Source organism: Pseudomonas ekonensis, assembly GCF_019145435.1.
Classification (GTDB): Bacteria; Pseudomonadota; Gammaproteobacteria; order Pseudomonadales; family Pseudomonadaceae; genus Aquipseudomonas; species Aquipseudomonas ekonensis.
In genome coordinates this window covers 1-11691 of record NZ_JAHSTS010000001.1, presented here as the reverse complement: position 1 = coordinate 11691, position 11691 = coordinate 1, and the positions used below count along the sequence as shown (strand labels likewise).

Below are 11691 nucleotides of genomic sequence, written 5' to 3'. Positions count from 1 at the left end.
CACGTGTTATTCGGTTTCCAGATCGATATCGATGCCGAGGGAACGAATTTCCTTGATCAACACGTTGAAGGACTCGGGCATGCCCGGCTCCATACGGTGATCGCCGTCCACGATGTTCTTGTACATCTTGGTCCGGCCGTTCACATCGTCCGACTTCACTGTGAGCATTTCTTGCAGGGTGTAGGCAGCACCGTAAGCTTCCAGTGCCCAGACCTCCATCTCCCCGAAACGCTGACCACCGAACTGCGCCTTACCACCCAGCGGCTGCTGGGTAACCAGGCTGTACGAACCGGTAGAACGCGCGTGCATCTTGTCGTCTACCAAGTGGTTCAGTTTCAGCATGTACATGTAGCCAACGGTGACCGGGCGCTCGAACTTGTTGCCGGTACGGCCGTCGGTCAGTTGCATCTGGCCGCTTTCTGGCAGGTCCGCCAGTTTCAGCATGGCCTTGATCTCGCGTTCCTTGGCGCCGTCGAACACCGGGGTGGCCATTGGTACGCCGCCACGCAGGTTCTTCGCCAGATCCAGGATCTCCTGATCGGAGAAGCTGTCGAGGTCTTCGTTGCGACCGCCGATCTGGTTGTAGATCTCGTCCAGGAAGGTACGCAGTTCAGCGACCTTGCGCTGCTCTTCGACCATCCGGTTGATTTTCTCGCCCAGGCCCTTGGCCGCGAGGCCCAGGTGGGTTTCGAGGATCTGACCGACGTTCATACGCGAAGGTACGCCCAGCGGGTTGAGGACGACGTCGACCGGGGTGCCGTTGGCATCGTGCGGCATGTCTTCAACCGGCATGATCACGGAGACCACACCCTTGTTACCGTGACGGCCGGCCATCTTGTCGCCCGGCTGGATACGACGGCGGATAGCCAGGTACACCTTGACGATCTTCAGCACGCCCGGCGCCAGGTCATCGCCCTGTTGCAGCTTGCGCTTCTTGTCTTCGAACTTGTCGTCCAGCAGACGGCGACGGTCGACGATGTAGGCCTGGGCCTTCTCGAGCTGCTCGTTCAGAGCGTCTTCAGCCATGCGCAGCTTGAACCACTGGCCATGCTCAAGACCGTCCAGCACTTCGTCGGTGATGTCCTGGCCTTTCTTCAGACCGGCACCGCCTTCGACCTTGTGACCGACCAGAGCGGCACGCAGACGCTCGAAGGTCGCGCCTTCGACGATGCGGAACTCTTCGTTCAGATCCTTGCGGATCTCGTCGAGCTGGCTCTTCTCGATCGACAGGGCACGGCTGTCGCGCTCGACGCCATCACGGGTGAAGACCTGAACGTCAATGACAGTACCCTTGGTGCCGGTCGGCACGCGCAGGGAGGTGTCCTTAACGTCGCTGGCCTTCTCACCGAAGATCGCGCGCAGCAGTTTCTCTTCCGGAGTCAGCTGGGTCTCGCCTTTCGGAGTGACCTTGCCGACCAGGATGTCGCCAGGGCCGACTTCGGCGCCGACGTAGACGATACCGGCTTCGTCCAGCTTGTTCAGTGCGGCTTCACCCACGTTCGGGATGTCCGCAGTGATTTCCTCTGGGCCAAGCTTGGTGTCACGGGCCACGCAGGTCAGTTCCTGGATGTGGATCGTGGTGAAGCGGTCTTCCTGAACCACACGCTCGGACAGGCAGATGGAGTCTTCGAAGTTGAAGCCGTTCCACGCCATGAACGCGATGCGCATGTTCTGACCCAGCGCCAGTTCACCCATGTCGGTGGACGGGCCGTCGGCCATGATGTCGCCACGCTGAACCTTGTCACCCTTGCTCACCAGCGGACGCTGGTTGATGCAGGTGTTCTGGTTGGAGCGGGTGTACTTGGTCAGGTTGTAGATGTCGACACCGGCTTCACCGGTTTCGACTTCGTCATCGGCAACGCGAACCACGATACGGCTGGCATCGACGGAGTCGATCACGCCGCCGCGGCGGGCCACGACGCAAACGCCGGAGTCACGGGCAACGTTGCGCTCCATGCCGGTACCCACCAGCGGCTTGTCGGCGCGCAGGGTTGGTACAGCCTGACGCTGCATGTTGGAACCCATCAACGCACGGTTGGCGTCGTCGTGCTCGAGGAACGGAATCAGCGACGCCGCAACCGAAACTACCTGCTTCGGCGAAACGTCCATCAGGGTGACGTCTTCCGGCGCCTTGACGGTGAATTCGTTCAGGTGACGCACGGCCACCAGCTCGTCGACCAGCACCTTGTTCTCGTTCATGGTCGCCGAAGCCTGCGCGATCACGTGATCGGCTTCTTCGATGGCGGACAGGAACACGATGTCGTCGGTGACCACACCCTCTTTCACCACACGGTACGGGCTCTCGAGGAAACCGTACTGGTTGGTGCGCGCATATGCGGCCAGGGAGTTGATCAGACCGATGTTCGGACCTTCAGGCGTTTCGATCGGGCAGACGCGACCGTAGTGGGTCGGGTGCACGTCACGGACTTCGAAGCCTGCGCGCTCACGGGTCAGACCGCCCGGGCCGAGTGCGGACACACGACGCTTGTGGGTGATCTCGGAGAGCGGGTTGTTCTGGTCCATGAACTGCGACAGCTGGCTGGAACCGAAGAACTCTTTCACCGCCGCAGCCACTGGCTTGGCGTTGATCAGGTCTTGCGGCATCAGGCCTTCGCTTTCAGCCATCGACAGACGCTCTTTGACCGCGCGCTCGACACGCACCAGGCCAACGCGGAACTGGTTCTCGGCCATTTCGCCTACGCAGCGAACGCGACGGTTACCCAGGTGGTCGATGTCGTCGACGATGCCTTTGCCGTTACGGATGTCGACCAGGGTCTTCAGGACCGCAACGATGTCTTCCTTGCACAGCACGCCCGAACCTTCGATCTCGGTGCGACCGATACGACGGTTGAACTTCATCCGGCCGACCGCAGACAGGTCATAGCGCTCTGGGCTGAAGAACAGGTTGTTGAACAGGGTCTCGGCAGCGTCTTTGGTCGGCGGCTCGCCCGGACGCATCATGCGATAGATCTCGACCAGCGCTTCCAGTTGGTTGCTGGTGGAGTCGATCTTCAGCGTGTCGGAGACGAACGGACCGCAGTCGATGTCGTTGGTGTACAGAGTCTCGATGCGAACAACGCCGGCCTTGGCGATCTTCACCAGGAGGTCGGTCGACAGTTCGGTGTTGCACTCTGCCAGGATTTCGCCGGTGGCCGGATGCACGATGGCCTTGGCGGTGGTGCGGCCCAGGACGTAGTCCAGCGGCACGTCCAGCTCTTTGATCCCGGCTTTTTCCAGCTGGTTGATGTGGCGGGCGGTAATACGGCGGCCCTGCTCTACGATCACCTTGCCTTTGTCGTCCTGGATGTCGAGGACGGCGACTTCACCACGCAGGCGCTGAGGCACCAGTTCCAGGCTCAAGCCTTCGCTCTTCACGTGGAATACGTTGGTGGTGTAGAACGCGTCGAGCACTTCTTCGGTGGTATAGCCGAGCGCGCGCAGCAGCACGGAAGCCGGCAGCTTGCGACGACGGTCGATACGCACGAATACGCAGTCTTTCGGGTCGAACTCGAAGTCCAGCCACGAACCGCGGTAAGGAATGATGCGCGCGGAGTACAGCAGTTTGCCGGAGCTGTGCGTTTTGCCACGGTCGTGGTCGAAGAACACGCCCGGGGAACGGTGCAGCTGGGAAACGATCACACGCTCGGTACCGTTGATCACGAAGGTACCGTTCTCAGTCATCAGGGGGATTTCACCCATGTAGACTTCTTGCTCTTTGATGTCCTTGATCGCTTTGTTCGACGATTCTTTGTCGAAAATGATCAGGCGCACTTTTACCCGCAAAGGTACGGCGAAAGTCACACCGCGCAATACGCATTCTTTGACATCAAATGCCGGCTCGCCCAAGCGATAGCCGACGTACTCCAGCGCAGCATTGCCGGAGTAGCTGATGATCGGGAAAACGGATTTGAAGGCCGCATGCAGGCCCACGTCGCGGAACTGATCTTTAGTCGCTCCCGCTTGCAAGAATTCACGATACGAATCCAGCTGGATGGCCAGGAGGTACGGCACATCCATGACGTCCGGCAACTTGCTAAAGTCCTTGCGGATACGTTTTTTCTCAGTATATGAGTAAGCCATCAGCGTTCCCCAGCTTGGTCACCTGCTTGTTTGGCCCCTCCCGGCGGGAGCAGCCAGAAAATCGTGCAAACCCCTTGGTTTGCGCCACCGCATCGGGTGGTGGATCCGTTATCGGCGCCGGCATGGCCGGTCGCCAATAACGGAAAAAGGCCGGTGGCATAAGCCACCAGCCATCAGCCTTTCGCTTGACGCTCGGGCTGGAGGAGCAAAGTCGATGCTTACTTCAGCTCGACTTTAGCGCCTGCTTCTTCCAGCTTCTTCTTAGCGTCTTCAGCGGCTTCTTTCGAAACGCCTTCAGCTACAACCTGAGGAGCGCCGTCGACTTTCTCTTTGGCTTCTTTCAGGCCCAGACCGGTCAGTTCACGAACTGCCTTGATCACGTTCACTTTCTTGTCGCCGGCTTCAACCAGGACAACGTTGAACTCGGTTTGCTCTTCAACGGCAGCAGCAGCGCCAGCAGCTGGACCAGCGGCAACGGCGGCAGCAGCGGTAACGCCGAAGGTTTCTTCCATCGCTTTGATCAGCTCAACGATTTCCAGAACGGTTTTCTGGCCGATTGCTTCGATGATTTGTTCGTTAGTCAGAGACATGACTATGAATTCCTGTATTGGGGTGACAGCCTACGCGGCCATCAAATTAAACGTTTGATTTCGAAAGGTTCTACGCCGCCTTAGGCAGCAGCAGCTTCTTTCTGGTCGCGCAGAGCTGCCAGGGTACGAGCCAGCTTGCTGGTAGCACCTTGGATAACGCTCATCAGCTGTGCGATAGCCTCGTCGCGAGTTGGCAGGGTTGCCAGCACGTCGATCTGGTTGGCGGCAAGGAACTTGCCGTCGAACGCAGCTGCCTTGATCTCGAACTTGTCCTGACCCTTGGCGAATTCCTTGAACAGACGGGCAGCAGCGCCCGGGTGTTCGTTGGAGAACGCGATCAGGGTCGGGCCAGCGAACACGTCGTTGAGGACACTGAATTCAGTGTCGGCAACGGCGCGCTTGAGCAGGGTGTTACGTACGACACGCACGTATACGCCAGCTTCGCGAGCCTCTTTACGGAGTCCGGTCATTGCGCCTACAGTCACACCACGGGCATCAGCCACGACAGCGGACAGAGCGACTTTGGCAGCCTCGTTGACTTCAGCGACGATGGCCTTCTTGTCTTCGAGTTTAATTGCCACGGGTAAAACTCCTGCTTGTTACCGTTTCATCTGGCCGAAGCCGGATGTCGTTTTGGTGTCTGATTCGGTAAGGAACCGGGAGCACCATCTGCGTAGGCTTGAGGTTTAAGACTTGCGCCGCCTACGGTCTTGGATAGCCCCCGCCAGGCAGGGACCCCAATCTTCAAGTGGCGCGATCGCTCGCGCCGCTTATTGTCTTACGCGTCCAGCGAGCTCTGGTCGATGACCAGACCTGGGCCCATGGTGGTGCTCAGGGTAACGCGCTTGACGTAGATACCTTTCGAGGAAGCCGGCTTGATACGCTTCAGATCAGCGATCAGGGCTTCAACGTTTTCCTTCAGCTTGACGGCGTCGAAACCGATCTTGCCAACGGAAGTGTGGATGATGCCGTTTTTGTCGGTGCGGTAGCGAACCTGACCGGCCTTGGCGTTTTTGACAGCGCCAGCGACGTCTGGAGTCACGGTACCGACTTTAGGGTTAGGCATCAGGCCGCGAGGACCGAGAACCTGACCCAACTGACCCACAACGCGCATGGCATCCGGGGATGCGATGACTACGTCGTAGTTCAGGTCGCCGGCTTTCATTTCTGCAGCCAGATCGTCCATGCCTACGCGGTCAGCGCCGGCAGCCAAAGCGGCTTCAGCAGCCGGGCCCTGGGTGAACACGGCAACGCGAACGGTTTTGCCGGTGCCGTGCGGCAGCACGGTAGCGCTACGAACAACCTGGTCGGATTTACGTGGGTCTACGCCCAGGTTTACAGCAACGTCGAACGACTCGCTGAACTTGACAGTCGACAGCTCGGCCAGCAGAGCGGCGGCTTCTACAATGTTGTAGGCCTTGCCTGCTTCGATTTTGCCGGCGATAGCCTTTTGACGCTTGGTCAGCTTAGCCATTACACACCCTCCACGTTAAGGCCCATGCTACGAGCAGAGCCGGCGATAGTACGCACGGCTGCATCCATATCAGCTGCAGTCAGATCCGCGTTTTTGGTTTTCGCGATCTCTTCCAGCTGAGCACGGGTAACAGTGCCAACCTTAACGGTGTTCGGACGAGCGGAGCCGCTGGTCAGACCGGCCGCCTTCTTCAGCAGAACCGAAGCAGGGGTGGATTTGGTTTCGAAAGTGAAGCTGCGGTCGCTGTAGACAGTGATGATCACTGGAGTCGGCAGACCTGGCTCAAGACCCTGGGTACGGGCGTTGAAAGCCTTGCAGAACTCCATGATGTTCACGCCGTGCTGACCCAGAGCAGGACCGACGGGTGGGCTTGGGTTAGCCTGAGCGGCCTTCACTTGCAGCTTGATGTAAGCGGTAATCTTCTTGGCCATGAGGCACTCCAATTACGGGTTCGAACGCCTCGAAAGGCTCCCCGGTTACTTGCGCGTTTATCCCAGTGACGACAAAACCCCACAGCCTACGGCTGCGGGGTTGGGATGCTTGCCCAGTTAGACCTTTTCGACCTGACTGAACTCCAGCTCCACCGGAGTAGAGCGTCCGAAAATGAGCACTGCGACCTGGATCCGGCTCTTTTCGTAGTTAACTTCTTCAACAACGCCGTTAAAGTCAGCGAAAGGACCGTCATTGACACGAACAGTCTCACCCGGCTCGAACAAAGTCTTCGGCTTAGGCTTGTCGCTACCATCGGCAACACGACGCAGAATTGCTTCTGCCTCTTTGTCAGTGATTGGTGCAGGCTTGTCGGCAGTACCACCGATGAAGCCCATCACCCGAGGAGTATCCTTGACCAAGTGCCAAGTACCCTCGTTCATATCCATTTGAACCAGCACATAGCCTGGGAAGAACTTGCGTTCGCTTTTGCGCTTCTGGCCATTACGCATTTCAACCACTTCTTCAGTGGGAACCAGAATTTCGCCGAAGCCATCTTCCATGCCAGCCAGCTTCACACGCTCGATCAGGGAGCGCATTACATGCTTCTCGTAACCCGAGTAAGCATGCACAACGTACCAACGCTTAGCCACGGGACACCCTTAGCCTACAATCAGGGAAACAAGCCAACCGAGGAGGGAGTCAAGCCCCCACAGCAGCAACGCCATAACCAAGACAACAGCTACGACGATGAGCGTAGTCTGCGTGGTTTCCTGACGAGTTGGCCATACGACTTTACGAATCTCGGTACGAGCTTCCTTTGCCAGCGCGAAGAACGACTTACCCTTGGCAGTTTGCAGACCCACATAGGCAGCAACAGCAGCAATGGCAAGCAGAGCAAGCACGCGGTACAGGATCGGCGAAGCGGAAAAATAATGATTGCCGACAACACCGACAACCACCAAGGCAACCACTACAAGCCACTTGATCAGATCAAAGCGAGAGCTTTGGGCTTCAGCTTTAGGAGTCATCTGTGAAGATCCTGTGAAAAGAAAGCCAGACACACCGAGTGAATCTGGCAGGTCAGGAGGGAATCGAACCCCCAACCTACGGTTTTGGAGACCGTCGCTCTGCCAATTGAGCTACTGACCTAAAACAAAATCAGGCCGACCATTATGCCGGCCCGAAAAAGACATTACAACTGTTTACTCGATAACTTTAGCTACGACGCCGGCGCCGACGGTACGACCGCCTTCACGGATAGCGAAGCGCAGACCGTCTTCCATTGCGATGGTCTTGATCAGGGTAACAGTCATCTGAATGTTGTCACCTGGCATTACCATTTCAACGCCTTCCGGCAGTTCGCAGTTACCGGTCACGTCAGTGGTACGGAAGTAGAACTGTGGACGGTAGCCTTTGAAGAACGGAGTGTGACGACCGCCTTCTTCCTTGCTCAGCACGTAGACTTCTGCGGTGAACTTGGTGTGCGGCTTGACCGAACCTGGCTTGACCAGAACCTGGCCACGCTCTACGTCGTCACGCTTGGTGCCGCGCAGCAGAACGCCGCAGTTCTCGCCAGCACGACCTTCGTCGAGCAGCTTGCGGAACATTTCAACGCCGGTGCAGGTAGTTTTCTGAGTGTCGCGCAGACCGACGATCTCAACTTCTTCCTGGATGCGGACAACGCCACGCTCAACACGACCGGTCACAACGGTACCGCGACCCGAGATCGAGAACACGTCTTCGATCGGCATCAGGAACGGCTTGTCGATGGCACGCTCTGGCTCTGGGATGTAGCTGTCCAGAGTCTCAACCAGCTTCTTGACAGCGCTGGTGCCCATTTCGTTGTCGTCTTTGCCTTCCAGCGCCATACGGGCCGAACCAACGATGATCGGAGTGTCGTCGCCTGGGAAGTCGTAGGTGGACAGCAGGTCGCGAACTTCCATCTCAACCAGTTCCAGCAGCTCAGCGTCGTCTACCAGGTCAGCCTTGTTCAGGAAAACCACGATGTACGGAACGCCTACCTGACGGGACAGCAGGATGTGCTCACGGGTTTGTGGCATCGGACCGTCGGCGGCCGAGCAAACCAGGATCGCGCCGTCCATCTGGGCAGCACCGGTGATCATGTTCTTGACGTAGTCGGCGTGACCCGGGCAGTCAACGTGCGCGTAGTGACGAATGTTCGAATCGTACTCTACGTGCGCAGTGTTGATGGTGATACCACGAGCCTTCTCTTCCGGGGCACTGTCGATCTTGTCGAAGTCAACAACAGCCGAACCGAAAACCTCGGAGCAAACGCGAGTCAACGCAGCGGTCAGAGTGGTTTTACCGTGGTCAACGTGACCAATGGTACCGACGTTGACGTGCGGCTTACTACGTTCGAACTTTTCCTTAGCCATCGAAATCACCCTAGGAGTAGAATTAAGCGAACTACGCAGACCATTAAAACAAAGGCAGATATTTTCATATCTGCCTTGTCATATGGAGCTCTTGAGCGGATTTGAACCGCTGACCTCACCCTTACCAAGGGTGTGCTCTACCAACTGAGCTACAAGAGCGTAACACTTTGCACAACCTGCAAACTTGGAGCGGGTAGCGGGAATCGAACCCGCATCATCAGCTTGGAAGGCTGAGGTTCTACCACTAAACTATACCCGCGGAGCCTGCAGCTCACGCTAAAATCTGGTGGAGGGGGAAGGATTCGAACCTTCGAAGTCGTAGACGTCAGATTTACAGTCTGATCCCTTTGGCCGCTCGGGAACCCCTCCTAAGCGAGCCGGCATTCTATACTATGCCAGCCTTCTGTCAAGCATTTTCTCATTTAAAATCTTGAGGTTAGCTGCTTTGACATCACCCCACCGCTTCAACCTCTTCAGGTCTTCGCTGTGGAGCGGGCGCCATTCTATGCAAACTATTCGGAGGGCGCAACCCCCTCACACATCATTATTTTATGTTTTAACTCATTGAATTCCTTGGAAAGGTTTTGCAGCTGCCCTTCGTCCAGCAAACCCTGGCTTTCGGGTGAGATACGGAACCAATAGGCAGCCTCTGACGACTCTTTCTGCAACTGCTGGGCCTTGATGCCCAGCTCACTCAAACGCCGACCGAGAAGCTGCACCTCTTCGGCCCTGCCTACGCCACCCACATACAGGCACTCGCCACTGGCCGACGCGACATTCTTTTTCTCGCGAGAAACACCCTTGGCCTCGCTGAGCAAACGGATATCCTGCTGCGCCCCCCGATAGAGACTCAGAGTCGTGACGTCCTTTGCGCGCAAAGGCGCTTCCTGCTGATGCCAGACGTAATAAAACACATTGAGAACCAAAAGCAGCAGGAACAACCAACGCATACGTACCTCAGGAAAAAGGACAGGCCATCGCCAGGCCCACGAACACCAAATCGGGAACGACCTTTGCCTCCGGCACGACTCCCGATACCAGGTCAGCATCGCCCCCGGTCACGAACACAGTAAAGTCGCCCCCCCAGTAGGCGCGGGCCAGCTCGATCTGAGTCAATACAAACCCCCTCAGCATCAATGAGCAACCGCGCTCCACTGCCTCCACAGTGCTGCGCCCAGGCGCATGACTCACCAACGCACGCTCGGCCGCCTGATCTCCATAGCGAATCTTTCGGGTGTGGGTCCTCAACTGGTTGCGCATCAGCGGCATGCCGGGACAGATGAAACCACCCAAATGCTCACCGTCCGCCGCAACGAAGTCGGCGGTCACCGCCGTACCGAAATCGAGAACCAGACATGCGCCCGAGGCCAGGCGGTAACCTCCGAGCATCGCCAACCAACGGTCGAGCCCCAGACGCTCATACTCTTCATATCCATTTCTGACTCCGGACATCTCACGCGCCGGCGCCGCACACACAACAGGCAAGCGGAAATCACGCTCCAGGAGCTTGATGAGATCGCTCGTTTCCTCTGCGGTTCTGACGCTAACCAGACGACAGCGCTGCAGCGAAATAGCCAGCCCATGCAAGGCATCGAGCAGCGCCTGGTCAGAGTCAACAACACCCTCTTGAACCACCGCGTCGGCTTTGGCGCTCAGCACTCGCCACTTTATAAAGCTGTTACCGCAATCGAGCTCAAGAATCATCACGCAACCTCAAACTGAGCTCACCACCGCTATAGGTCTTTTCCACACCATCCACCTTCAGACGCAGTGCTCCATGACTGTCGATGCCAAGAGCCACGCCGTCCGTTCGATTGACGCCGGCAGTGAGAGAAACCGGTTGATCCTGCCACAGGTGATTGCTTTCCCACTCTGCCTGGAGCACAGAGAACCCTTCAACCTGATGCCGCCGCAGATAAGCCTGAAGCTGATGGCTCAACTCAACCACAAGCAGGTTCCGGTCATGGCTTTTGCCTGATTCGAGCCGCATCGATGTCCATTGCTGATCCACCTCGTCCGCAGCCTGCATATTGACGTTGATACCGATACCTAGCACTACATGGCAGACATCAGCCGGATCACCGACAATTTCCAGCAAGATACCGGCAATTTTCTTTCGCCCGACCAGGACGTCATTAGGCCACTTCAACCCCAATCCAGGCACACCCAGCTTACGCAAGGCCTGCATAACCGCCAGCCCCACAACAAGACTCAACCCTTCCAACTGACGCATGCCGCCATCAATGCGCAAAACGAGGCTGTAATAGAGGTTTTCGGCAAACGGACTCACCCATTTGCGCCCACGGCGACCGCGGCCCGCCAGCTGCCGCTCGGCCAGCACCAAAAATGGCGCAGGCTTCCCTTGCTCAATCGTCCGCAACGCTTCCGCGTTGGTGGAGTCAATTGAGTCCAGGATGAAAGACGGCCAGCCCTTTAGCTCCACCGCTATCTTGTGGGGATCAAGCAGCATCAAGGGAGCCGCCAGTTGATAGCCCCGCCCCCGGACCTTATGAATGGACAGCCCAAGCTCGGTCTCCAGATGCTGGAGCTGCTTCCATACGGCACTTCGACTGATGCCTAATGCGGCTCCCAGGGCCTGACCGGAATGGAACTGACCATCCTTCAGGAGATTCAACAACGTCAGCATGCGGATCTCGCCTCGTAATGAGGCCCGAATGATAGCCATGCCCTGCACCGTTGCATAGAAAGTCGACGTACA

Annotated in this window: 11 protein-coding genes and 4 tRNA genes; all 15 read right to left on the bottom strand. The window is 57.5% G+C overall.

Translation table 11 applies throughout. The features are described from left to right. Window positions 1–6: 6 nt before the first annotated feature. The 15 genes from rpoB to birA all read right to left on the bottom strand — a co-directional run bounded on the left by rpoB (window position 7) and on the right by birA (window position 11619). Entirely contained in the window at window positions 7–4080 is a 4074-nt protein-coding gene (rpoB, locus tag KVG96_RS00075) for a DNA-directed RNA polymerase subunit beta (protein ID WP_217890377.1), read from the bottom strand. 218 nt (window positions 4081–4298) lie between these two features. Continuing rightward, complete coding sequence (gene rplL, locus KVG96_RS00070; protein WP_085585796.1) at window positions 4299–4670, bottom strand: 50S ribosomal protein L7/L12; 372 nt, start codon at window positions 4668–4670, stop codon at window positions 4299–4301. Between the two features lie 80 nt (window positions 4671–4750). After that, the gene (gene rplJ, locus KVG96_RS00065; protein ID WP_217890376.1) at window positions 4751–5251 is read right to left on the bottom strand and encodes a 50S ribosomal protein L10; all 501 of its coding nucleotides are present in this window, start codon (window positions 5249–5251) and stop codon (window positions 4751–4753) included. A gap of 197 nt (window positions 5252–5448) precedes the next feature. Further along, window positions 5449–6144: a 50S ribosomal protein L1 gene (gene rplA, locus KVG96_RS00060; protein ID WP_217890375.1), complete on the bottom strand. Its 696-nt coding sequence runs from the start codon at window positions 6142–6144 to the stop codon at window positions 5449–5451. Then, on the bottom strand, window positions 6144–6575 hold the full coding sequence (gene rplK, locus KVG96_RS00055; RefSeq protein WP_003176435.1) for a 50S ribosomal protein L11: 432 nt from the start codon (window positions 6573–6575) through the stop codon (window positions 6144–6146). Before rplK ends, rplA begins: the two co-directional genes overlap by 1 nt. Window positions 6576–6692: 117 nt before the next feature. After that, on the bottom strand, window positions 6693–7226 hold the full coding sequence (gene nusG / locus KVG96_RS00050) for a transcription termination/antitermination protein NusG (RefSeq protein ID WP_007957598.1): 534 nt from the start codon (window positions 7224–7226) through the stop codon (window positions 6693–6695). 9 nt (window positions 7227–7235) lie between these two features. Further along, window positions 7236–7604 carry a preprotein translocase subunit SecE gene (gene secE, locus KVG96_RS00045; protein ID WP_085585790.1) on the bottom strand — a complete coding sequence of 123 codons (369 nt, stop codon included), beginning with the start codon at window positions 7602–7604 and terminating at the stop codon, window positions 7236–7238. 45 nt (window positions 7605–7649) lie between these two features. Continuing rightward, window positions 7650–7725, bottom strand: a tRNA-Trp gene (locus KVG96_RS00040). A 53-nt stretch (window positions 7726–7778) separates the two neighbouring features. Then, window positions 7779–8972: an elongation factor Tu gene (gene tuf, locus KVG96_RS00035; RefSeq protein WP_217890374.1), complete on the bottom strand. Its 1194-nt coding sequence runs from the start codon at window positions 8970–8972 to the stop codon at window positions 7779–7781. 83 nt (window positions 8973–9055) lie between these two features. After that, window positions 9056–9131 (bottom strand) — tRNA-Thr (locus KVG96_RS00030). Window positions 9132–9157: 26 nt separating this feature from the next. Next, window positions 9158–9231 (bottom strand) — tRNA-Gly (locus KVG96_RS00025). Window positions 9232–9256: 25 nt separating this feature from the next. Then, window positions 9257–9341, bottom strand: a tRNA-Tyr gene (locus KVG96_RS00020). Window positions 9342–9484: 143 nt separating this feature from the next. Further along, window positions 9485–9922: a hypothetical protein gene (locus tag KVG96_RS00015; protein ID WP_217890373.1), complete on the bottom strand. Its 438-nt coding sequence runs from the start codon at window positions 9920–9922 to the stop codon at window positions 9485–9487. 7 nt (window positions 9923–9929) lie between these two features. After that, the gene (locus KVG96_RS00010) at window positions 9930–10676 is read right to left on the bottom strand and encodes a pantothenate kinase (RefSeq protein ID WP_217890372.1); all 747 of its coding nucleotides are present in this window, start codon (window positions 10674–10676) and stop codon (window positions 9930–9932) included. Next, entirely contained in the window at window positions 10666–11619 is a 954-nt protein-coding gene (gene birA / locus KVG96_RS00005; protein WP_217892413.1) for a bifunctional biotin--[acetyl-CoA-carboxylase] ligase/biotin operon repressor BirA, read from the bottom strand. Before birA ends, KVG96_RS00010 begins: the two co-directional genes overlap by 11 nt. Window positions 11620–11691 lie beyond the last annotated feature (72 nt).

Coding starts and splice junctions, on each gene's coding strand:
- rpoB (WP_217890377.1), bottom strand. CDS start 4,080: ATGGCTTACTCATATACTGAGAAAAAACGTATCCGCAAGGACTTTAGC.
- rplL (WP_085585796.1), bottom strand. CDS start 4,670: ATGTCTCTGACTAACGAACAAATCATCGAAGCAATCGGCCAGAAAACC.
- rplA (WP_217890375.1), bottom strand. CDS start 6,144: ATGGCTAAGCTGACCAAGCGTCAAAAGGCTATCGCCGGCAAAATCGAA.
- rplK (WP_003176435.1), bottom strand. CDS start 6,575: ATGGCCAAGAAGATTACCGCTTACATCAAGCTGCAAGTGAAGGCCGCT.
- secE (WP_085585790.1), bottom strand. CDS start 7,604: ATGACTCCTAAAGCTGAAGCCCAAAGCTCTCGCTTTGATCTGATCAAG.
- tuf (WP_217890374.1), bottom strand. CDS start 8,972: ATGGCTAAGGAAAAGTTCGAACGTAGTAAGCCGCACGTCAACGTCGGT.
- KVG96_RS00015 (WP_217890373.1), bottom strand. CDS start 9,922: ATGCGTTGGTTGTTCCTGCTGCTTTTGGTTCTCAATGTGTTTTATTAC.
- KVG96_RS00010 (WP_217890372.1), bottom strand. CDS start 10,676: ATGATTCTTGAGCTCGATTGCGGTAACAGCTTTATAAAGTGGCGAGTG.
- birA (WP_217892413.1), bottom strand. CDS start 11,619: ATGCTGACGTTGTTGAATCTCCTGAAGGATGGTCAGTTCCATTCCGGT.